The 22,964-nt window shown below is 70.6% G+C and carries 15 protein-coding genes; 5 read left to right on the forward strand and 10 right to left on the reverse strand.

What is annotated here, in order from left to right:
• Nucleotides 1-190 precede the first annotated feature (190 nt).
• The 7 genes from ACLQ25_RS25245 to ACLQ25_RS25275 all read right to left on the reverse strand — a co-directional run bounded on the left by ACLQ25_RS25245 (nt 191) and on the right by ACLQ25_RS25275 (nt 13,870).
• Nucleotides 191-1,543 (reverse strand): ricin-type beta-trefoil lectin domain protein, encoded by a 1,353-nt coding sequence (locus tag ACLQ25_RS25245; RefSeq protein WP_425733273.1) that lies wholly within the window; start codon nt 1,541-1,543, stop codon nt 191-193.
• A gap of 302 nt (nt 1,544-1,845) precedes the next feature.
• Entirely contained in the window at nt 1,846-3,060 is a 1,215-nt protein-coding gene (locus tag ACLQ25_RS25250) for a nucleotide disphospho-sugar-binding domain-containing protein (RefSeq protein WP_425733274.1), read from the reverse strand.
• On the reverse strand, nt 3,057-3,734 hold the full coding sequence (locus tag ACLQ25_RS25255) for a VC0807 family protein (protein ID WP_425733275.1): 678 nt from the start codon (nt 3,732-3,734) through the stop codon (nt 3,057-3,059). Before ACLQ25_RS25255 ends, ACLQ25_RS25250 begins: the two co-directional genes overlap by 4 nt.
• Nucleotides 3,731-4,348, reverse strand: a complete 618-nt coding sequence (locus tag ACLQ25_RS25260) for a TetR/AcrR family transcriptional regulator (RefSeq protein ID WP_425733276.1) — start codon at nt 4,346-4,348, stop codon at nt 3,731-3,733. Before ACLQ25_RS25260 ends, ACLQ25_RS25255 begins: the two co-directional genes overlap by 4 nt.
• 120 nt (nt 4,349-4,468) lie before the next feature.
• Nucleotides 4,469-10,660, reverse strand: coding sequence for a S8 family serine peptidase (locus tag ACLQ25_RS25265; protein ID WP_425733277.1), 6,192 nt, complete (start codon nt 10,658-10,660; stop codon nt 4,469-4,471).
• Between the two features lie 13 nt (nt 10,661-10,673).
• Nucleotides 10,674-10,817, reverse strand: coding sequence for a hypothetical protein (locus ACLQ25_RS25270; RefSeq protein WP_425733278.1), 144 nt, complete (start codon nt 10,815-10,817; stop codon nt 10,674-10,676).
• 98 nt (nt 10,818-10,915) lie between these two features.
• Complete coding sequence (locus tag ACLQ25_RS25275; RefSeq protein WP_425733279.1) at nt 10,916-13,870, reverse strand: ATP-binding protein; 2,955 nt, start codon at nt 13,868-13,870, stop codon at nt 10,916-10,918.
• Between the two features lie 99 nt (nt 13,871-13,969).
• On the opposite strand from ACLQ25_RS25275, the gene ACLQ25_RS25280 reads away from it, so the two are divergent.
• Both ACLQ25_RS25280 and ACLQ25_RS25285 read left to right on the forward strand, forming a co-directional pair.
• Nucleotides 13,970-15,217, forward strand: a complete 1,248-nt coding sequence (locus tag ACLQ25_RS25280; protein ID WP_425733280.1) for an FAD-dependent oxidoreductase — start codon at nt 13,970-13,972, stop codon at nt 15,215-15,217.
• Between the two features lie 8 nt (nt 15,218-15,225).
• Nucleotides 15,226-15,696 (forward strand): MarR family winged helix-turn-helix transcriptional regulator, encoded by a 471-nt coding sequence (locus tag ACLQ25_RS25285; protein ID WP_425733281.1) that lies wholly within the window; start codon nt 15,226-15,228, stop codon nt 15,694-15,696.
• 74 nt (nt 15,697-15,770) lie between these two features.
• Here the strand turns inward: ACLQ25_RS25285 and ACLQ25_RS25290 are convergent, their stop codons facing one another.
• A complete protein-coding gene (locus ACLQ25_RS25290) occupies nt 15,771-16,334 on the reverse strand; it encodes an ester cyclase (RefSeq protein ID WP_425733282.1) in 564 nt (187 codons plus the stop codon).
• An 89-nt stretch (nt 16,335-16,423) separates the two neighbouring features.
• On the opposite strand from ACLQ25_RS25290, the gene ACLQ25_RS25295 reads away from it, so the two are divergent.
• Nucleotides 16,424-17,047, forward strand: a complete 624-nt coding sequence (locus ACLQ25_RS25295; RefSeq protein ID WP_425733283.1) for a TetR/AcrR family transcriptional regulator — start codon at nt 16,424-16,426, stop codon at nt 17,045-17,047.
• Nucleotides 17,048-17,091: 44 nt separating this feature from the next.
• Here the strand turns inward: ACLQ25_RS25295 and ACLQ25_RS25300 are convergent, their stop codons facing one another.
• Entirely contained in the window at nt 17,092-17,853 is a 762-nt protein-coding gene (locus tag ACLQ25_RS25300) for an IclR family transcriptional regulator (RefSeq protein ID WP_425733284.1), read from the reverse strand.
• Between the two features lie 218 nt (nt 17,854-18,071).
• Here ACLQ25_RS25300 and ACLQ25_RS25305 point away from each other — a divergent pair, with 218 nt between their 5' ends.
• Together ACLQ25_RS25305 and ACLQ25_RS25310 are read left to right on the forward strand one after the other, a co-directional pair.
• Entirely contained in the window at nt 18,072-19,283 is a 1,212-nt protein-coding gene (locus ACLQ25_RS25305; protein ID WP_425733285.1) for a fumarylacetoacetate hydrolase family protein, read from the forward strand.
• Nucleotides 19,280-20,797 (forward strand): aldehyde dehydrogenase family protein, encoded by a 1,518-nt coding sequence (locus ACLQ25_RS25310; protein ID WP_425733286.1) that lies wholly within the window; start codon nt 19,280-19,282, stop codon nt 20,795-20,797. The genes ACLQ25_RS25305 and ACLQ25_RS25310 overlap by 4 nt, the downstream gene beginning before the upstream one ends.
• Nucleotides 20,798-21,039: 242 nt before the next feature.
• Here the strand turns inward: ACLQ25_RS25310 and ACLQ25_RS25315 are convergent, their stop codons facing one another.
• On the reverse strand, nt 21,040-22,563 hold the full coding sequence (locus tag ACLQ25_RS25315) for an alpha-N-arabinofuranosidase (protein WP_425733287.1): 1,524 nt from the start codon (nt 22,561-22,563) through the stop codon (nt 21,040-21,042).
• Between the last annotated feature and the right edge of the window lie 401 nt (nt 22,564-22,964).

Genomic DNA, 22,964 nt, shown 5'->3' on the forward strand with positions numbered 1-22,964 from the left:
GTGCGCGCCAGCGCCGTCGTGGGTCGGTGTCCGCGACGCAGCGCATCCTGCGCGGGGCGTCACAACCGCGGAACCCGGTGTACGAGCATCCGACGGCCACTCGTTCGGCCGCGCGATTGGACCCGAACGAAACGCGCCGCCCGGGACAGAACCCGGGCGGCGCGTCGTCGACATCTGATGGGCGATGCCCCTAGGTGCGCGTGCTCCACTGCTGGTTGGCGCCACCGTGGCAGGCCCAGAGGTGCAGCTGCGTCCCGTTGGCCGTGCCGGAACTGACGGCGTCGAGGCAGAGCCCCGACTGCGCGGAGGTGATGGTGCCGTTGGAGTTGACGTTCCACTGTTGGTTCGGCTGGCCGTTGCAGTCCCAGATGATGACCGCGGTGCCGTTGCTGCTACCGCCGCCGCTGGCGTCCAGGCACTTGTTGCCGTAGACGGTCAGCGTGCGGGTGGCGGTCCGCGTCCATCGCTGGTTGGCGCCACCGTGGCAGTCGTACAGCTGTGCGCGGGCGCCGTTTGTCGTGCTCGAGTTGGGAATGTCGACGCAGCGGCCCGACTGGCTGCCCACGATCAGCACGCTCTGCTGGCTGGGCGGCGGGGTGGACGGCGGAGGAGTCGACGGCGGGGGAGTGGTGGGCGGCGCGCCGCCGCCGAACTGCGCGAAGAAGTTCCACACCTCCTGCTTGACCCAGCTCCGCGCGCCGCTCTCGCAGCCCGCACACCCGTCCACCGGGCCCTGCTGGTGGCCGCCGTCGAACGCGGCCCAGAGCACCGGATATCCGGGCTGGCAGGAGTAGGCGGTGGTGATGTGGGTCCGGCTGCCGGCCGCGGGCTCGGGTGGGTTCTGCGCGGCGCATCCGTTGTTGCGGACGAACCTGTCACGCAACGCCCGACCGTTCGCGATGTTGTCGTTGATGCCGTGGATCCCCAGGTACGCCACGGGTTGCGTGCCGCCGCTGCATCCGCTGATCGCTCCCGGGGCCGCGATGGCAGCGACCGCGCGGAACACCGTCGGTCGGGAACACGCCAACGAGTAGCTCATCGCGCCGCCGTAGCTGAACCCGACGGAGAAGAGTTGCGTCGTGTCGACACAGAGGGCGTTCTCGATCACGCGGACCATGTCGTCGGTGAAGGTGACGTCCTCACCGTTGGCGTTGCCCCAGCCGTTGTTGAGGCCTTGCGGGGCGACGAAGATCGTGGTGTTGTTCGCCTGGGAGAGCATGCCGTAGTAGGCCCACGGCGCGCCGTCGGTTCCGCCCGACGCGACCTGGCTGGCGGTGCCGCCCAACCAGTGGAAACCGAAGGCCAGCCGGTGGGCGTACGTGTTGTTGTAGCTGTCTGGTAGCCGAAGGATGAAGCTCCGGCTCTTCCCGCCGCTCTGGATGGTGTGGGTGCCGCTGGTCAGTCCCGGCGCCTTGCCGCAGCCGGCGGTGCTGGCCGCGGCTGCCGGAGTGACAGTCGTGACGACGTAGGTTCCGATGGCGATCAGAACCAGGACCGCCATGGCTGCCCCGATCCAGGGGGCGGACAGTCTGCGAAGTGGCACAGCTGGATCTCCTTGTTCAGGTGGATGAACATCCGTCTGCCGTCCGACACCCCGGCTGCTCAGCACGAGATCCATGCGCGGCGCGGGGTGTGCCGTGACGAGGGCCGGCTCAACGCCACCGAATCCTGCGGCCCGTGCGGGACAGGGTGGTCGTCGAATCGTCGGTGGCCCACAACGTTCGCCCGAACACCACGCGACCGACCGTCGGAGGGTGCCGGAGCACCAGATCCGCGGTCGAACCGATTCGACTCGACGCTAGATCACGCGATTAGGAGTGTCAATGTCTGAGGATCCGCTTCCGGTCAGGCGTGGACCGGATCCCCGTCGGAGGCGACGGCCATCTCCACCGCGTCCGCCGCCGCCCGCCGCCCGCCCGCCGCCCGCACCGTCGCCGACGCGGTACGCAGACGTTCACGGATCGTCGGATCGTGCGTGAGGTCGCGGATGCCGGCCTCGACGTCGCTGCTCGGACCAGCACCGTTCGACATGTTCACTCCGAGACCGAGAGCCTCGACCCGTGCCGCGACGACATGCTGTTCGCTGGTACGCGGCGCGCACACCATCGGGACGCCGAACCATAGGGACTCCATGACGCTGCCCATCCCGGCGTGCGTGACGAACAGGTCGGCCTGCGCCAACGCCGCGAGCTGGTCGACGTGCTCGTGGGCTTCGACCCGGTCGGGCAGCGTCCCGAGAGCGGCGATCGGGAGCCCGCCGGTGGACACGAGCACCCGGCGGTTGGGCGCCGCGGCGGCCGCCGCTCGGATCAGTGGCCGTAGCGCCTCGGGCTCGGCCGCCGCGGTGCCCGCGCTCACGTACACGACGCGCTCGTGCACTGCCGGTCCGGTGCCGAGCCGCGCGCGCAGGCACGGTCCGACGAAGTGGTGGTCCGAGCCGAAGCCCTCCCCGTTCCACTGAAACCAGCGCGGGAGAAACGCGATCGATCGCCGCTCGCGTGCCTCGGCCAGGTCGCGTACGGTGCCGCGCTCCAGTCCCCAGCGAGCGGAGAACTGGTCGAGCTGGTCCTGCAACGGGGTGAAGGCGGGATGTGCGGGGTCGAGGACGCTCGTCTGCCCGGTGGCTGCGGCCAAGGACCACGCCGGCCCCTGTGCGAAGGACGGGAACATCGCCACCGCCGGCCGATTCAGCAACTGCGCCAGCGCGCGGCCGGCCGGATGCGCGGCCCGATCGTAGAGCAGGACGTCGGGAACGTCGCCGCGCAGGACGGGGATGATCTGCGGTACGACGGCGGCTGCCTCCGCCACGAGCACGAACGGGAGCCACACCGCGAAATCGGCCGGTGGCACCGCCGACGACGGGCGCGTGACAAGCGTGGACTCGTACGTCACGACGTCCGCGCCGGCACGTCGCGCAGCGGGTGCCGCGACGTCCGGGGCGAAACAGGTGACCCGGTGCCCGCGGGCCCGCAACTCCTCGATGACGTCGAGGACGGGCAACAGGTGACCAGTGGCCCCGACGGCGAGGACGGCGACGTGCGCACCGGCCTTCGTGCTCACGCGCGCAGCCCGTGCCGGGCGGTGTACCAGAAGAACCAGGACAGCAGGCCGGCGAGCATGACAACGTACTGCACGTTGGTGACCGTCGCGACCGCGTCGAGGTCGATCACTGACGCGATGGCGACGCGGACCACGGCGTCCAGCATCAGCACGACGCCGACCACCACGCTCACCAGGCGCAGGCGGCGCCGGAAGATGGGATCGTCGGTCCAGCGCCGCTGCCACGCCGCAGCGCCAGCATCACCGACCTTTGCCGTGGCGATGGCCGTGCCGAGGTGGAGCATGAACGGTCGCTTCATGGCCAGCGACAGCAGCACCCACGCGCCGAGCAGACCGGTGAGCCAGCCGTCCTTGACGTACAGCAGCCGCGCGTCCCCGGTGACCACGCTCAGCGCGCCTCCCACCAGGAAGAGGCTGACGACGACAAGGCCCGCGACGTCGATCCGCCGGCTGCGTGCGGCGACCAGGGCGGCGTTCGCCGCGGGAACCGCCCCGGCGGCGAGGGTGGCCGCCAGCACGCCGGCGCCCAGGGCGCGAAGCGCGTAGTAGGCGACCAGGGGCAGGACGACGTCGACGACGACTCGTCCGACCAGAGCGCGGCGCGCGCTCTGGCTCGTACGCGTCGCCTCGGCACCGGCCACCACCTGTTGGTCGGCGTTCCTGGCCGGCCTCACGGGAGCACCTCGCCGAGATCACGTGCGGCGGGGTCCACGGCGATCGCGCGATCGAAGAGCGCGCACAACTCCTCCGCGTAGGCGGCCAGGTCCAACCCTCCACCGCTGGCGAACCGCTCGACAGCGGCGTCGACGGCGGCGCGGACCGTCACCGCCATCACCACCGGGTCGAACGTGCGCAGTTCCCCGGACTCCTGGCCGGCGATGAACAGGTGCGCCAGCAGCATCACCGGTACGTCCTCGCGAACATCCGCACCCGCCGTGTCCCTGGGCAGGTTGCGGACGATCTCGACGGCCGCGCGGGCGTACGCCGGTCGTTCGCCCAGAAAGCGGAAGTTCGAGCGTAGGTACGCGGCGAGCTTGCCACGTGCCGTCGACTCAGCCTCGATGGCCGGGACCATGACCTGTTGCGCCCGGTCGACGATGTGGCGCAACGCCGCGGCGACCAACTCCTGCTTGGTGTCGTAGTGGTATGTGATGAGCCGTGTGCTGCTGAGTCGCGCCGTCTCGACGATCCGCGCGAACGTCGCCCCCGCGTAGCCGTGTTCGGCCAGCAGCTCGACGAACGCCTCCAGAATCTGCGTCTTTCGATCGACCTCCGGTGTTATCTGCATAGATAAAAGTTCAGCAGAAGGCCGGCTTCCCGTCAAGCGCGTAAGGATCGGTGCGGCGCGTGCGGAAAACGGCAGAGCCTCCCCGGCGACGTCGCCGGGGAGGCTCTGACCAGTGAGCGGCTAACTCTTCAGGCGCGGGTCCTCCTGCACCTTCAGGGCGTTGAGGATCGGGTCGCCCTCGCCCTTCTCCCGGGTGAACTGGATCGTCAGATCGCCACCGGTGTGCTCGACCGTGACCGTGTTCGTGTCGACGGCCAACGCGCCCACCTTCGCCTGCACGTCATGGTCGTACAGCACGACCTCGCCGTTGGCGAGCACGTCGAAGGCGCGCTTGCCGACCTTGACCTTCTCGAGCTCGGCGAAGTCGAGGCCGATCCGGTACGTGCCGGCGGGGGCGTTCTTGAACACGTAGCTGAACGTGTCGCCGGTCCGCTGGGTGCGGAACAGCGCGTCGTCCGTCGTACCGGCGATGTCGGCCTTGGTGGTGTGCGCCTTACCACCCACGTAGCCCCACTGCCGCGAGCCGAGCGCCTGGTCGGGCGCCCAGAAGAAGCCCGCGGCGTCGACGTACCCGGACCCGCCCGCGTCGACGCCCTTCCAGTAGGCCGACGTCGCCAGGCGGACCGGCTTGAGCTGGCTCTCACCCTTGCCGGCGGTGGACGCCACGAGCACGTCCCCGACGAGTACGCCGGGCTTGATGCCGGCGTTGTCGGCCGTCACCGTGACCGTGGTCGACGTGCCGGCCGCGAGCGTGACCGGGCCGGTCGCGGCCGGGCCCGTGAGGGTCAGCCACGGCAGGTCGGCAGCCTCGTGCCCACCGTCATCGGTGCGCTTCTGCTCGCTGACCCGCACCTCAAGCGGTGCGGAGCCGGTGTTGGTGACGGTCACATCGGCCGTCGCCTTCTGGCCCTTGTCCAGGAGCCAGTCGAGGTCAGCAGCCGCGACGGTGGCGATGCCCGTGGTCAACGCCGTGTCGACCACCTCGGCCTGGTCCTTCTTGGCGATGGTCACGGGGTGGCTGGCGGTGACGTAGTTCGGCGCCTCCACCTGCACCGTGTTCCCGCCGACCAGCGCCTGGGCCTTCCACCGGCCCTTCACGTCGGTGGTGATGACCCGTTCACCGGCCGGCCCCTTGAGCGTGACGACCGCGCCCTCGATTGGCTTGCCGTCGTTCTTGTCGGTGACCGTGCCCTCGATCGTGCCGGAGGCCGGGAGCGTGTACTCCAGCCCCAGGCCGGCCTTCAGGACGGGCTCGTTGAAGGAGTACTGGCCCGCGGGGTTGCGGTTCAGGCTCTCCACACCGACCGTCGCCGACGACCCCTTGGTGAGGGGGTTGTCGCCGCCGACGCCGTCGCCGTACCCGATCTGGATCCGTCCGTCGGCGATCAGGGTGACCGAGAAGCTCACCCGGGCGCTCGGGTCAGCGAAGAAGGCGACGTTGCGCCATTCGATGACCTGCGCTGCCACCCCGTCCACCTCGGTCGTGCCGAAGTAGATACCCGCCTCGTCGTCGACCACGAGGTCGTCCCAGAACGGGTAGATCGCGTCGATCGGGTACGGCGACGGCAGCGCCGTGTTGCTCCCCGACGTGGAGGCGCGGTCGAAGACGAGCGTGCCGTTCGTCGTGACGCACACGCCGTCCCAGGCCGTGTCGTAGAACGGCTGCAGGTAGTCGGAGCTGAACCACAACGGGCCACAGAGGTCGTCGCCGTACCACCCGGACTCCTGGGTGCCCTGGCGGTAGAGCCCCTCGGTCACCTTCATCGAGTACGAGCGACCGGCGGGCGCCACCGGCACCGGGCCGGGCTCCGGCTGTTCGGGCTGGGGATCCGGCTCCGCCGCGTCCGCCCGCGGGTCGAGCGTCACCCGCAGCGCGGCGATGCTCGGGGCCTTCAGGCCCTTCGAGCCCCGCAACTCCACCGTCAGCGGACCGCCGTCGTGCTGGACGACTGCGGTACGCCAGTCGGCGGTGTTCGGCCCCACGGCGGCGGCCGGGTCGTACGCGTAGTTCGTCAGCGTCCCGTTCACGAGGACGTCGAACACCCGCTTGCCCTTCGGCGCCTTCTCGATCTCGGCGAAGCCGAAGTCGATCGCGTAGGTGCCCTTGGGCGCGTCCGGGAAGCGGTAGAACAACTGCTTCTCCGGCGTGGTGCGCTGCGACTGGAACAGGAGGTCGTCCGTCGTGCCGGCGATCGGGGCCTTCGTGGAGGTGACCTTCGTCTTGCCCTCGTAGCCCCATGCCTTCTTGCTCGCCGGCTGGTCGGCGGACCAGGTGTAGCCGGTGCCGTCGGTGCGCGTAGCGCCGCCGGCGTTGACGCCGACCTGGTACTTCGTGGTCGTGAGCGTCACCGGCACGTACGTCTTGGACTGGCGTCCGGAGTCGGACCGCACGACGATGTTCGCGCCGAGGACACCGGGCTTGGCGTCCTTCGACGAGATCGAGACCTGGACGGTCGTCGACTGGCCGGGGGCGAGGGTGCCGCCGGTCGAGGAGAGCGACAGCCACGGCAGGTCGGTGAGCAGATCGTCCTCGACGTCGACGAGGACGACGTCGTCGGCGACCTGATCGACCGCCCACAGCGCTCCGGACGAGTCGGTCTCGAGGCCGCCGCCCTGGTTCGCCTTCTGGCCCGGGAACCACCACGCGTTCACCAGGGAGCAGTCGTCGGGGTCGACCTGCAGCAGGCGGGTGGGCCGGTTCGAGGTGAGGTCGGTGTACCAGATGGTGTCCGACGCCTGGTTGTAGGCCAGGCCGATGATCTCGGACAGCGGCGGGGTGCAGAAGGACAGGAGCGCGCCCGGGTTGTCGTGCGACGTACCGGCCACGGTTCCGATCTTGCCGTTCCGCCGGCCCCCGACGTAGAAGACGTCCTTGGCCGGGTTGTAGGCCAGACCGGTCAGCTGCGAGGTGACGAAGTCGCCCTTGATCTGCCTCGTCTCCTTGCCGGTGTCCCGGTTGAAGCAGTGGATGGAGCTGGCCGGGCTGTCCTCCATCTGGCACATGTCACCGGTCTTGGTGTCCAGGGCCATGTCGAAGGCCCGGTAGTCGGGGTTCCACGCCGCGTCGAAGACCTTCGGTGTCTTCTTGCCGGTCACCGTGTAGGCCGTGTTGGTCCGCGCGTTGTAGTCGTGGACCCAGACGTCGCCGTCGTACCCGACGCCGGTGGGCTCCTTGTCCTCGATCGCGCCGGGGATCTTGATCCGGGTGATGACGTCTCCGCCGGAGGTCGCGCCGACCTTGGCTGCCGCCTGGGCCTCCGCGGTGCTCGACGTGGCGGCCTTGCTGTCGGTGCTGGACGGCTTCATACCGCTCGCACCGGCCTTCCAGCCGGCGAGGTCGATCGTGGTTGCCGCGCCCGTGCCGGTACGCGCGGTGGCGCCGGTGGCGTCGAGCTCGGGGTGCCGCGCGGCCTCGCCCAGGTCGTACGTGAGCGGGGCGGAGCCGGTGTTGGTCAGCGTCAGCGAGCCGACGCCGTTCTGGTCGGTACCCAACAGCGTTTCGAGGCCGTCGGCCTTCAGGCCGGCGACACCCGTGGTCAGGCGCGCGTCGATCTTCGCCTGCGCGTAGAGCTTGTCGAGCGAGAACGGGTACGACCCGGCCGTGTAGTTCGGCACCTCGACCGTCATGGTGTAGTCGCCCAGCGGAAGCTGGCGGTGCACGATACCGGTCCCGTTGGTCGTGACGGCCTCGACGAGGCCGTCCCTGGTGCTGAAGGAGACCTTGGCGCCCGCCACCGGCAGGCCGTCGTTCTTGTCCACGACAGTCGCGTCGAGGTACCCGAAGTCCGGCAGGTCGTAGGTGACGATCATCCCGTCGCGCAGCACCGGGGAGTGATCGGAGAACCGGATGCCGTCGACGCCGGCCCAACCCTGGATGCCGGTGACGCCGTTCGCGCCGGCGGTCACCGGATCGTCGGATCCGACGCCGTCGCCGTACCCGAAGATCATCGTGCCCGAGCGGGTGAACGTGGCCGAGAAGTTGACCGGTTCCGTGTACTCCGAGCGGATGGGGTAGGCCCAGAGCTTGGCGTTGCGGTACTCGACGACGAACGCGTCCTCACCGTCGACCTTCGTGGCGGCCGTGAAGACACCACCGCCGGGGGCGAACTCGACGGGGCTCTCCATGTAGAACGGGAAGGCGCCCGCGCCGCCGTAGCCGGGGCTGGTGCTGCCGTCGGGAGAGATGATGCCGCGCAGGCCGACGCCGAGGGTGTCGTGGCTGCCGTTGTAGAGCGCGATCGGGAACGGCAGCTTCACCGTCGCCCACACACCGCTGCCGAACGTGACCGGCTCGGTGCCGCGCAGGTACTCGCCCTCGGTGACGGCGCAGCTGTAGCCGCCCTTGTCGACGACGAGCCCGACCGGGATCTCGGGCGACTCGTTCTGTGCTCCCACGGTCAGCGGGAGCGTCTTCGGCGAGAAGCAGGCGTTGGGGGTGACGGCCAGCTTGTACGCGCCCTCGGGGACACCGGTGATCGTGAACGCGCCGTTGGCGTCCGTGCGTACCGGCTTCAGCGGCGTGTCCCGGATCGCGACGTCCGCGTTCGGCACGGGCCGCTTCTTGTCGTCCACGACCCGGCCGCTGATGTCGTGCCTCGCGGCGGCCGTGAGCGGCAGCGTGACGGAGGTGTCCTGCCCGAGGGTGACAGTGACGGTGGCGGTCGCGGTCAGGTAGCCGAACACCTTGGTGGTGAGCTGGTACTCGCCGACCGGCAGGTTCGTCGTGAAGCGGCCGTCCTTGTCGGTGCCGATCGACCGGCTGAACGGCCCGCTGATCGTCACCTCTGCGGCGGGGACCGGGGCGCCGTTGGCGGTCACGACACCGGTGAGGGTGCCACCCTTGCGGGGCGCGAGCTCGAGCAGGCGGACGAGGTCGAGCCGGCCCTCGCCGTACTTGTTGTTGAGCTCGGCGGTGCCGCCGCACTCGGTGTCGTCGACGTCGGTGGCCGACTCGGCGAGCAGGCGACGGGTCTCGTCGACCTGCCCGATCAGGGTCGGGTCGTAGCTCCAGAGCGCCGCGACCGCGCCGGCGACGTGCGGTGCCGCCATCGACGTACCGGCCATCTCGACGTAGCTGTTGTTCGGGTAGGACGAGCGGACGTTGACACCCGGCGCGGAGATCTCGGGCTTGATCCGACCGCCCTCACCCGCGCCCTTGCGGGAGAACGACGCGAGCGTGCCGTCCTCCGAGTAGGCGCCGACGGAGTAGGCGGTCGCCGCGGAACCCGGCGAGGAGACCGTGTCACAGGCCGCGTACGGCGAGGTGTTGCCCGACGACCAGGTGCTGAAGATGCCGGCGGCGGTCCAGGCCTCGTCGATGGCCTGGAAGAAGTCGTCGAAGTCGTGTTCGACGGTCTGGCCCCACGAGTTGTTGACGACGTGGGGGCGCTTGGACGGGTCGGGGTTGTTGCCCTGGAGGTCGGTCGGGGCGAGCAGCCACCAGCCGGAGCGCAGCAGCGACTCGACACCGGTGCTCTCGCAGCAGCCGTTCGTCGCGATCCACTGCGCGTCCGGGGCGACGCCGACGTGGTCGGTGCCGTCGACGCCGACCATGGTGCCCATGGTGTGCGTGCCGTGCCCGTTGTCGTCGCACGGCGCGGCCGAGCACGATCCCCGGGTGGCCATCCAGTTGTAGTTGTGGTCGACGGTGCCGTCCGGCTTCGCGCCACGGTACTGACGCGACAGGGCGGGGTGGTCGAACTGGACGCCCGAGTCGAGGTTGGAGACGGTGATACCCGCGCCGCTGGCGCCCATGGCCCATGCCTGCGGGGCGTGGATGGCCTCGAGACCCCACGTGATGGCGTCGTCCGCGCCGGCCTTCGGGGCGGCGGGTCGGGCAGCCTGGTCAGCGGGGAGCTCCTTCTCCACGGGCTCTACCAGGGCGACCTGCGGCGTGGCGTGGATCTCGGCGACCTGCGCCCGCGCGGCCACGTCGAGAGCGAGCTTCTCGGTGCCGCCCTTGACGAGTACGGCGTTGGCGATCGGGTAGGGGGTGTACTTGACCCCGGCCCGGTCGAGTTCGGTGGAGACGGAGGCCAGGGAGCTCTTCGACGCCGTGGTCAGCGCGTCGTAGACGAACTGACCACGGGCGGTCCAGTCGGCGATCTTCTTCGCCGGCCCGAGGTCGGGCTTCGTGTCGAACGTGATCCAGAAGTCGGAGGCCGGCTGCGCGCGGAAACGGTCCTTCAGGCTCGGCGCGATCTTCCTGGCCGCCGTGCCGGGATCCGGCTCGGCGGCGGACGCCGGTATCGGCTGGAGCATGCTCAGGCTGACCGCTGCGGCCAGCGTTGCCGCGAGGGCTTTGAATCTCATCGGGGTCCTTCGCCTACAGGGGTTGGTAGGGGTCGTGGCTCTCGTGGTCGACGGCACCGTCGGCGTCGCGTACGTCGGAGGCGTCGCGCGGGGTGACGCGCGATTCGCCGAGCCGCTCGGGTGGCGGCTGGTGTTCGAGGGTGGGGTCGTCAGGCACGACGGGACGCTCAGGCATTCATCGCCCATGGGCTATGGATCATGGACTCATGCTCGATGAGCCGGGTGGCCTTAGCTATCCGGCGGATACGTCAAAATTCACGATGCGTTGTCGAGGGATTCGTCCTCGGCGAACACACCGGCCTCCACCGCCTTGACCGCGAGCGCGGTCCGGCTGCTCACCTTCAGCTTGCGCATCGCCGCGCGTAGCTGCTGGTCCACCGTGGCCGGCGACTTGGCCAGGATCCGGCTGATCTCCCGGTTCGTCTTGCCGGCGACGACCAGTTGGACCACGTCGAGCTCGCGGGGGGAGAGCTGGTCCCCGTACCCGCGTCGGCCGCCGCGCCACAGTCGCGGGACCTCGGCGCCGTGTTCGCGAAGCCGCTGCGCGACACGGTCCGCGTCGCCGCGGGCGCCGAGCCGGAACAGCCGCTCGTACTGTGCCGCCAGCAGCTCGCCGCCCTGCCCGGTCCGGCCCTGCGCGATGATCGCCTCGGCTTGGCGCTCGCGGGCGCGCATCGCGTCGTAGGGGCGCGGCAACGCGCTCCAGGCACGCGCCGCGCGGTCCCACGCCGTCGCCGCGCGCGCGTGCTCCCCGGTCGCGGCGAGCAGCAGGGCACGACACACGGTGAGCGCGGCGCGCGGCGCGGGCGCCGTACGGCCACGCAGTCCTCTGGCGAACTGGTCGGTCAGGCGTGTCGCGGCCGTCAGGTCACCGGCGGCGAGGTGCGCCTCGATCCGGGCGGGGACGAGGTCGGTCGCCCAGACCCAGACGCCCTTTCGCCGGACGGTCTCCATCGGCTCGTTCGTGATCCGCAGGGCTCGGCCGCTGTTGCCGTCCGTCAGCCACAACCTGGCCAGCGCCGCGGCGGCCTCCATCGTGTCGTCGGCCGCGCCGAGGCGGGCGGACTCCTCGAGGACGAGCCGGAACTGCTCCTCCGCGACACGCCGCCGTCCGGCTGCGGCCGCCAGGCGGGCGGCGAGGCGAATACTGCCCAGGTAGTGTGCCGGCCGGTCCCGGTCGGCGTCGGCGAGTGCCGCGCTCGTCTCCGTGAGGCCGTCCCACCGACCGGTGAGCCACGCCAGGTTGGCCTGTTCGAGTCGGACGTTGTGCTGCAACCGGGACGCCTGCTCGACCTCGGCGAGGCTCACGGCCAGGTCGAGGTGTTCCTCGGCGTCGGCGTACCGGCCCCAGATCAGCGCGCCGGTGCCGACATTCGTGTGGATGCGGGCCACGTCGAGACGCTCTGCCGAGGTCGAGCCACCGAGAGGCAGGTCGGCGACGACCTCCCAGGCCTCCTCCTCGCCCAGCATGAGCAACGCCGCGGCGCGGTTCCCGGCCAGGTTCAGCTTCTCGGCGGGGGAGTCGATCTGGGCGGTGAGGTCGGCGGCGCGGTCGAGCCATCGCCGATGGGTGGACGCCGGCCACGGTCCCGCGTACGCCCAGCCGAGGTAGGTCATCGCCCGAGCCGCCTCGACCGGGTCGTGGTCGAGGTTGGCGACCGCCTGCTCCAGCTCGCGAAGGGCGGCCTGCGCCTCACCCCCGGTGATGAGGAGCCGACCCAGGGGATTGCGGATCTCGGCCTGCTGCCGGGCGGAGAGGCCGGGGGTCTCCAGCACCGAGCGCAGGGTACGGATAACCCGGTGGTAGACCTGGTCGACCTTCTCCCGGCGGCCCAGTGCGGCGACTCCGGCGATGCGGGCGACCCGCGCCCGGTCCACCGGCGGCAGCACGGCCCACGACAGCAGGTCGACAAGCATGTCGACCGCCTTGGTGTGGTCGCCCGAGGCGATGGCCAACTCGGCGCCCTGTTCGGCGTACCGCGCCCAGGACGGGGTCTCGCCGGCCTCCCGGAAGTGGTGGGCGAGGCGCGCCACGGGCGGCGGGTGCAGGTGCTCCAGGGCGCGCCCGGCCAGCAGGTGAACGTGTCTGCGGTCGGTCAGCGGGATCGACTCGTAGACCGCGGTGGCGGCCAGCACGTGCCGGAAGCGCCACCTGCCGCGGTCGTCTCCGTCCAGGACACCGGCGCTGGCCGCCTCCGCGATGGCGGTCCGGCACTCGGTCGGAGACAGGCCCGCGGTCATCGCGATCGTCGCCGCTAAGGACCGTTCCGCCAACGTCGCCGCGGCGCGCAACGCCTGCTGCGCCGTGGGCGACAGGCGGCTCACCCGCTCCCGGGTTGAGTCGCGCACCGTCGGCGGCACCTGTAGCTCGCGCAGCTTCAGCCGGACCCACTGGCCGTCGCGGAAGACGAGATCGGCCCGATCGCACATGAGACGGACCGACTCTTCCAGTGCCAGCGGGACGCCGCCGGTCCGTTCGTGCATGAACGTCGTGAACTCCTGCGAGATCGGATTGCCGTCCAGCATGGAGGACACCAGTGCCGCCGTGTCGTCGGATCGCATGGGCGCGAGGGCGATCCTCAACTGCGTCACGCCAGCGGGCAGCCGGGACGTCAGCCGCAGCAACAGCGATCCGTCGCCGACCTCCTCGGGCCGGTAGGAGATGACGAGACTCGGACCGTCCGAGTGCTGTCGGGAGATGACGAACAGCAGGAATTCCAGCGTCACCTCGTCGGCCCAGTGCGCGTCCTCGAGGACGAGGACGTCGACCCGCAGCGCCCGCATCAGCTCGTCCAGGGCGCGGAACAGTCGGTGCCGGGCTGCCTTCGCGTCGTCCAGGGGCGGCAGCGCGGGCGGGAGGCTCGCGGACCATTCGGGGAAGAGGGGCCGGAGCGCGCCCGCGAGCGCGGTGAGCCGCAGCCGCGACACCGGACTGTCGAAGCCCCGGAACGCGTCGACGATCGGCCCCAACGTGAGCGACTCGCGCAGCGGTGGGCACACCGACACCAGCGCGGTGCGCCGGGCCGGGGCGGAGAGCCACTCGCGTAGCAGCCGGCTCTTGCCGATGCCCGCCTCGCCCTCCACCAGCACGATCGCCGGTGGCCGGGCCAGGGCGCCCCGGAGTGCCGCCAGCTCTCGGTCACGACCCACGAAGCGCGGGGTGGAGACGGTTGGTGCGGTCCCGTCGTCCTCGTTTGCGGGGTCGAGCATGCGTGATGATCTCGCTTTTCGACGCGTGGACACAAGACCATCGCCGCCGGTGGTCTCGGGCGACCTTGCGGAAATCATCTTAGTCATTAAGATAACGGCATGGGCATATCGACGGACTTCTCGGTGGTTATCGCCGGCGGCGGCCTCTCCGGTCTCTGCCTCGCCCAGTACCTGACGCGAGCCGGCATCGACGCGCACGTCTACGAGCGGGACCCCGGCCCCTTCGTCCGGCGACAGGGCTACCGGATCATCCTCGACCGGTACGGGTTGGCGGCGTTGCGCGAGAGCCTGCCCCGTCCGCTGTACAACCTGGCGCTGGCCACCGGCGACGAGCCCGGCGGACACCTCCGCTTCACCGACAGCCGACTCCGGGACGCGTTCACCATCGCCTTCAAGGACGAGCCGTACGCGACCCGTCAGGTCGATCGGTTGACGCTGCGCTCGATCCTGCAGACCGGGCTCGACGGGCGGATCCACTACGGCAAGGAGGCCGTCGCCGTGGACAGCGGCGGCCCGGCCGGGCTGCGACTGCGGTTCTCCGACGGCGGGGCCGTCGCGGCGACCGTCGTCGTGGGCGCGGACGGCGTGGGCTCGGCGCTGCGGGCGCAGCTAATGCCCGACGCGGCCCCGGCGAGCGCGCCGATGGCGGGCATCTACGGCCGGTCGCCCCTGCGCCGCAACGGGGAGAGCATGATCCCGGACGCGCTGCGCGACAGCGGAGTCCTGTCCATCGCCGATCGACCCGGCCTCGCCTTCTTCTTCACCTCCATGCGGTTCGGCGAGAGGCCACGGGAGGCGTTCGCGCGTCTGGCCCCGGGCAGCTACGCGCCCACCGGCGACGACTACGTGATGTGGGGACTGCTGCTACCGCAGGAGGAGGTGCCCATCGGCGTCCGCGGCGACCTGCTGGCGCTCTGGCGACTGGCTGCCGGAATGAGCACGGGCTTCCACCCGCTCGTCCGACGGCTGGTCGCCACGGCCGAGTTGGACGCCACTGTGCTCAACCTCTTCGCCACCGGCCGACGCCCGCAGCGGTGGGCGGTGCCCCGGGCGACGATGATGGGCGACGCCGTACACGTCATGCCACCGTTCGGCGCCCACGGCGGTAACACCGCGCTCCGTGACGCGGCCCTGCTCGGCCGCAGGCTGCTCGAGGCCCGGGCGACCGGTCGGGCGGTGGAGGAGGCGATCGCCGCCTACCAGGACGAGATGGTGCCTTACGCCTTCCGCGCCGTCGATACCGCCGGCCGACTGATGCGCCGTCTCACCGGGGGCGCGACCGCACCACACTGGGTGTTGACCCGCCTGTTGCCTCGGCTGCACCGGGTGACCGTGCCGGAGGCATGATTGCGGGCATGTCCCAGGTGCCGGCCCGTGCGTCCGCGATCGCCGACCTCATGCGCGCCGGGCGGGAGATGTCCCGACTCTCCATGGTGTTCCGGTACGCCATCGCGGAGCGGCTGGGCCTGACCGTGAGTGACCTGGAGTGCCTGGACTACCTGGCGGACGTCGGGTCCGCTACCGCGGGGCAGGTCGCCGAGCGGACCAACCTCACCACCGGGGCGGTGACCAGCATGTTGCGCCGGCTCCAGCAGGCGGGTTACGCGACGGCCGAGCGTGACCCGGCGGACCGGCGGCGGGTGATCGTCACCCTGCGCCCGGAGCGGATGGCCGAGCTGACGCGGCCGTACGAGCGGTTCGCCGAGGGGGCCGAACGGCTCGTCGAGGGCTACAGCGTCGAGGAGGTCACGCTGCTGGTCCGGCACTACGACCGCATGCAGGCGATGTACCTCGCCGAGTTGGACGCCCTCCGCCATCTGCCCTGACGCCACGGTGCGCGCTGCGGTTGATCGCAGCGCGCACCGTCGGTGTCCCGCCCGCACGGTCGGGGACCTGTGACCTACTGCTCGGGGGTCGCCGTGACCTTGAGTTGCGTGACGAGCAGCAGAGTGTCGGCGTTGAGCCAGTAGTCGGTGATGAGGCCACGCCTGATGCGCAGCGTGTCCGTGCCGGTGAAGCGCACCTGGGTGCCGGGGGCGGCGGTCGCGCCGGGGAAGCCTCCGCCGTACGTGCCGTTGGCGACCCATCGCACGACCACGTGGTCACCGTCGATGATCGGGCCGACCTCGACGGTGAAGCGCAGGTCGGGGAAAGCGGACCGGATCTGGCCGACCAGGTCGGCCATGCCCTGCGGACCCTTGACGGCGCTGCCGTCGCCGCCGTCGAGCAGCGCGGCTCTCACCCGGACGTCCGGGGAGATGATGCGCTCGGCCAGTGTGTAGTCGCCGTTCCAGAGCTGAACCCAGGCGCGGGTCACCTGCTGTGCCTGACCGGCGGTGCCGTGCCCGTCGGGCTGCTGGTGGGTGAAGGCCGTGCCGCCGGCCAGAGCGGGTACGGCCCCGCCGGCGAGCGCGGTGCCGCTGATCAGGAGGGTGGCGATGGTGGCTGCGGGGAGATGCTTCACGGTGACTCCTCAGGGGGGTGACGGTCGTTCGCTTCCGTTACACCATATAACTGCAGTAACCTGATGTCAACGCGAAGGGGAGGTATGGCATGCCGGACCAGACTCGTACGGCCGGTGAGCAGTCGGCGGAGTCGCTTGTCGGGCCGCGCGAGCGCTATCGGCGGCAGGTCCAGGCCGAGGTGCGCGCACACGCGTGGAAGCAACTCGCCGAGGCCGGCGCGGCGGGGCTGTCGCTCAAGGCCATCGCCAAGCAGATGGGGATGACCGCGCCGGCTCTCTACCGGTACTTCGCCAGTCGCGACGACCTGCTCACCGAGCTGATCCTTGCCGCATACCGCGACCTGGCACACGTGGTCGAGGCCGCGGCCGGCGCCGGCGCGACCCCAGGTGACCGGCTGGCCGCGATCGCAACGGTGATCCGTGACTGGGCCCGAAGCGATCCGCACCGCTACCTACTGCTGTACGGGACACCGGTGCCGGGTTACGCCGCTCCGGCCGAGGCCACCGAACTCGCCCGCCGCATCTTCGCCCCGGTGCGAGATGCCTTCTCGCATGGGGGCGAAGATCAGTCGATGCACCGGTCGCTGACCTTCTGGACCCGCGTGCACGGGGTGATCAGCCTGGAGGTCGCCGGGCACTTCACCGGCATGCCGTTCAACCCGGCGGGCCTCTTCGCCGCCGAGGTCCGGTCCACGCTCGGCGACCTGGCGTGAGTTGAGCCGCCTCCGTAGTGACGAGACCGGACGGCGGGGCGCGGTCAGGTCGCGGAGGGCCGTGGGTAGCCGATCTCGTACGAGATCTGGTTGGCGGTCTCCAGCAGCAGCGGCAGATTGCTCCGCAGCTCGTCGAGGCTCGCGATGACCTCGATCGCCGTGATCGAGACGGCGGCGATGACCTGCCCTCGGGAATCCCTGATCGGCGCGGCCACGCACATCACGTAGGTGTCGTGCTCACCGTTGTCCACGGCCCAGCCGCGTTCCTGGATGTCGGCGAGTTCGGCGTCGAGCGCGCCGCGGTCGGCGAAGGTGGTGTCGGTGAACCTCTCGAAGACGACGTGCGAGAGCAGCCGCTCGCGATCCGCGAGGGGCAGGTACGCCAGGATGGTCTTGCCGACGGCGCTCGCGTAGATCGACACCGCGCGCCCGACCCGCGAGGGGAGCTTGACGGCGTCGAACGCCGGGCTGTCCACCTTGTCGATATAGATGATCTCGTCGCCGGTCAGCTGCGCCAGGTGCACGGTGTGGCCGGTCTCGCGTTGTAGCGCACGTAGGTGCGCGGCGGCCGGCTGGCGCAGGTCCATCGAGCCGAGCGCGAGGTCGGCCAACTCGATCAGCCCGCTGCCGAGCACGTAGGCGCCCGCGCCGGTACGGCGGACGAAGCGCGCGGACTCCAGGGTGTGCAGAATCCGTAGGGCGGTCGACTTGTGCACGCCGAGCACGTCCGCGGCCTCCGTCAGGGACAGCGGACGTTCGGCCGATCGACGGATGAGGTCGATCGCGCGGCGGATCGATTGCGCCAAGGCTGTGTCTCCCCTCGCACCGCGCGGCGTCGCCGCCCTCGTTGCATCATGTGCAATGTAGATGACGCGATGTGCAATCGCCACTTGACAACGTTGCACATGTCGCTACGATCGTTGCAATTTATGAACTTGACTCCGACTTGTAACGGTGGAGCGACGATGGGTAAGCGGTGCGCTCGGATCGGCTTCGCCGGGGCGACGAATTGACGGCGACCGACGTGCCCTCACGTTCCGGGATCAGCGACGAACCCCGACGCGAGGACTGGGTCGGCACCGCCGCCGAGGCGTTGCCGGACGACGCGGGCAGCGTCCTCATCGGCCGGATCTGGGATCCGTCCGTCGGCGGCCCCACACCCGTGGTCGTCCGCGACGGTGAGGTCATCGACCTGAGCCACCGGTTTGCGACCGTCCGGGACATCTGCGAGCTGCCCGATCCCGCCGCGACCGTGGTCGGGCTCGACGGTGCGCGGCTGGGGGACTTCGGGGAGATCCTGGCCAACACGGCGGTCACGACCCGCGACCGCGACCAGCCCTGGCTCTTGGCCCCGGTCGACCTCCACGCGCTCAAGGCCGCCGGCGTGACCTTCCCCATCTCGATGATCGAACGCGTCATCGAGGAGCGGGCCCGCGGCGACCTGGCGCTCGCGGCGGACATCCGGCAACGGATGTTCGCCGACATCGGCGTCGACCTGCACCACCTCGAACCCGGCTCGGCCGAGGCGGATCGGCTCAAGAGCCTGCTGGTCGCCGAGGGCATGTGGAGCCAGTACCTGGAGGTGGGGATCGGTCCGGACGCCGAGATCTTCACCAAGGGGCAGATCCTCTCCGCCGTCGGCACCGCCGTCGACGTCGGCGTGCTCGCCGCGTCGACCTGGAACAACCCGGAACCCGAGATCACGCTCATCGTCCAGTCCAGTGGCCGGATCGTCGGCGCCACCCTCGGCAACGACGTGAACCTGCGCGACATCGAGGGCCGCTCGGCGCTGCTGCTTCCCCTGGCGAAGGACAACAACGCCTCCTGCGCCCTCGGCCCCCTGATCCGGCTCTTCGACGACCGGTTCGGCATGGAACGGGTGCGCGAACTCGAGGTCCGCCTGGAAGTCCACGGCGTGGACGACTTCCGGCTGGAGGCGGTGTCGGAGATGACGCACATGTCGCGCGACCCGGAGGACCTGGTGCGGCAGCTCATCGGCCCGCACCACCGCTATCCCGACGGCGCCGCCCTGATGCTCGGCACCATGTTCGCGCCCATCCAGGACCGGGGCAGCCCTGGTGAGGGCTTCACCCACAACGTCGACGACGTGGTACGGATCAGCTGCCCGGCGCTCGGCACCCTGGTCAACCGGGTGCGGCACGCCCAGGAGTGCGAGCCCTGGCACTTCGGCATCCGTGACCTGATGGGCAATCTGGCAAGGAGGGGACTGCTGTGAACGTGGTCAGCACGGTCGATCCGCGCGACGGACAGCGCCGCGCGACGGATCTCACCGAGACCGACGAGTCAGGGGTGGACGTGGTCGCCGGCCAGGCGTCCCGGGCGACGCGCTGGTTGGCCGACCTGGGGAGGAACGGCCGGGCGGAGCTGCTGGACGCGATCGCCGCCTCCCTCCAGGCCCGCCGGGCCGACCTGGTCGCGGCCGCCGAGGCGGAGACCGGGCTGGCCCACGCGCGGCTGGACTCGGAACTCACCCGGGCCGCGGTCCAGTTCCAGATGTTCGGCGACGTGCTCCGCGACGGGGCGTACGTCGAGGCCGCCATCGACCACGCCGCCGACACGACGCTCGGACCGGGCCCGGACGTGCGGCGGATGCTCGTACCCCTCGGGCCGGTCGCCGTCTTCGGCGCCAGCAACTTCCCGTTCGCCTTCTCGGTCGCGGGCGGTGATACGGCCGCCGCGCTCGCCGCCGGCTGCCCCACGGTCCTGAAGGCCCACCCGTCCCACCCACTGACCTCGCACGCGTCCGCCGCCGCCATCGAAGCGGCCGTCCGCGACCTCGGCGGGCCCGATGGCGTCATCGGGGTCGTGTACGGGGAGCAGGCCGGCCGTTGGCTGGTGCGGCACCCCGCGATCCGTGCGGCGGCCCTCACGGGCTCGGTCAACGCCGCCCGTGCCATCCAGGCGGCCATCGACGACCGTCCCGATCCCATTCCCCTGTACGCCGAACTGAGCAGCGTGAACCCGATCGTCGTGCTGCCCGGCGCGGCCGCCGACCGGGCCGAGGGGATCGCCGAGGGTCTGTTCGCCTCCTTCACCGCCTCGGGTGGCCAGCTCTGCACCAAACCCGGTTTGGCGTTCGTGCCGGCCGGTCGGGGCGGTGACGAGCTCGTCGACGGTCTGCGCGAGAGGGTCGCCGGCTCGGGCGGCGCGGTCCTGCTCAACGAGCGGATCCGGGACGCGTACGAGATCCGGGCGGCCGAGTTCGAGCGGGCCGGCACCCGCGTCTCGGCGCAGCCGCAGGTCGAGACGGGCGCGGGCTTCGCCGTCGCGCCGAGGCTCCTGGAGGTCGACCTGCCGAAGCTGACCGCCGAGATCGCCGACGAGTGTTTCGGGCCGCTCATGATCGTGGTCCGGTACGACGACACCGCCGACCTCGACGCCGCGCTGCACGTCGTCCCGCCGTCGCTGACCGGTTCCGTCCACCGTGGCACCGAGGACGACGCCGACATGGTCCGTGGGTTGGTCGACGTGCTCTCCGCCCGCACGGGTCGCATCGTCTTCGACGGCTATCCCACCGGTGTCCGGGTGTCCTGGGCCCAGCACCACGGTGGGCCCTGGCCGTCGACGAACGCCGTCCACACGTCGGTGGGCGCGACGTCGATCCGACGGTTTCTCCGGCCGCTGGCATGGCAGGACGCGCCGGAGTGGGTGCTTCCCGAGGAGTTGCGCGACGAGTACACCGCGATTGTGCGGCGAATCGACGGGAGGCTGACGCCAGCGGTCGAATAATTGCGTCGACGGTCTCTCGGGTGCATTTTGACGGCACCCGCTGCTGACGCGTGGATTCCGTTGCGAAAAAGAGCGGACCGGGAATCCACGCGCTAATTCGACAGACGCTCACCGCGTTTTCCTCGGACGCGATTTTATCGGTCCTGGTCGGACCGTCGACGCGATTCTCCGTACTCCCTGTGGTGGGGAAGTCCCGGCCGCGCGCCCCCTGGTGAAAGCCGGGGGTGCGCGGCCGGGGTGTCCTACGGGGTCACGTCGGTGACGTGCAGCCGCAGCATGGTCCACGACGCGGGCGCGAGAGTCAGGCGGACGCCGAGGTCGCTCGCCTGGACCGTGTCGTTGGGGCGCGGTTCGGCGTGGTCCGGGCCGTCGGCCGTGTTCTTGGCATCGAGGTCGGCACCGCCCACGGTGACGCATTCGACGATCTCGCCCACCTGGGCGCCGGCGAGGTCGACGGTCACCTCGGCCGGGGTGTCGACGACCCGGTTGACGAGGAACACGGTCATCTCCGCGGCGCTGTCGTCCCAGGTGGAGACCGCGTCGACCGCGTCGATGACCCCGTAGCGGTCGGTGGTCGTGGTGCTGCCGTCGCGCAGTACGTCCAGCACGACGCCCCGGGCGTGCCGGGCCGTGCGGGCGAACGGGTGGAAGATGGTCTGCCGCCAGGCCGAGCCTCCCGGCTCGGTCATGATCGGCGCGATGACGTTGACCAGTTGGGCCTGGCACGCCGCGGTCACCCGGTCGCTGTGCCGCAGCAGGCTGATGAGCAGGCCACCGACGACGACGGCGTCGGCCACGCTGTAGTGGTCCTCCAGCAGCGGCGGCGCGACCGGCCAGTCCTCGCCGCTGGGCGGCGTGGACGGCGCGGCCGACTGGTACCACACGTTCCACTCGTCGAACGCGATCATGATCTTCTTGTTCGACCGGCGGATCGCGCCGACCGAGTCCGCGATGGCCGTGACGGCGTCGATGTACCTGTCCATGTCCTCGGCCGAGGCGAGGAAGCTGGGCAGGTCGTCGTCGACCGGCTGGTAGTAGGCGTGCAGCGAGATCAGGTCGACGTCGTCGTACGCCTCGGTCAGCACGTCGCGCTCCCAGCTCCCGAAGGTCGGCATGCCTAGATGGGACGAGCCGCAGGCGACCAGTTCGAGGTCGGGATCGAAGCGGCGCATCGCCTTCGCGGTCTGCGCCGCCAGTCGCCCGTACTCGGTCGCGCTCCGCTGGCCCACCTGCCACGGGCCGTCCATCTCGTTGCCCAGGCACCACAGCCGGATCCCGTACTCCTCGGCGGCGCCGTTGTCGCGGCGCTGGTCGGCGAGGTGGCTCCCCGCGCGGTGGTTGGCGTATTCCAGCAGGTCGACAGCCTCGGCGGTGCCGCGGGTGCCGAGGTTCACCGCCATGATGGGATCGACGCCCGCCTTGCCGACCCAGCGCATGAACTCGTCCAGCCCGAAGGCGTTGGTCTCCAGGCTGTGCCAGGCGAGGTCGAGCCGGGCCGGTCGCTTCTCGACCGGGCCGACGCCGTCCTCCCAGCGATAGGAGGAGACGAAGTTGCCGCCCGGGTAGCGGACCGTCGTGACGCCCAGCTCGCGGACGAGCGCGAGGACGTCGCCCCGGAAGCCGTCCGCGTCGGCGCTCGGGTGGTCGGGCTCGTAGATTCCGCCGTAGACACAGCGGCCCAGGTGCTCCACGAACGAGCCGAAGATCCGGCGCGGCACCGGTGCGACACGTCGCCGCGGGTCCAGGAGCAGGCGTGCGGTGTTCACGACAGCCCTCCCGGCTGGCTCGGACGAGGCCGGACGGGCGAGGCGGCGCCGTGGGGGAGTGGGTGCGGCGCTGCGTCGAGGTGGGTGTTCAGGGCGGGCTCCTCTCGGAGGTGGCCTCCGACGTCGGGATCCGTGTCACGGCGCCGGGGACCCGGGGGTGGTGGGTCGGTGCGAGCTCTGGACATCGCCATGATCATCGATTACGTTCGCGACCGATGTAAACGTTACCGATCATGCTCCCCGGAGGGAACACCGCGTTTCGGAATGGCGCCTGACAGAGAGTGCCGTTCCGTTGTCAACGGGTGGATCCCGCGCGCGAAATGGCGCGGCTTTGCACCCCGGGAAGTCCACCTTGCACAATCCCGTCAGGACCCGCTGCCGGCGCTCGCGCGGGGATGAAA

This window comes from Micromonospora sp. DT44 (genome assembly GCF_049841635.1).
In the GTDB taxonomy this organism is placed as follows: domain Bacteria; phylum Actinomycetota; class Actinomycetes; order Mycobacteriales; family Micromonosporaceae; genus Micromonospora.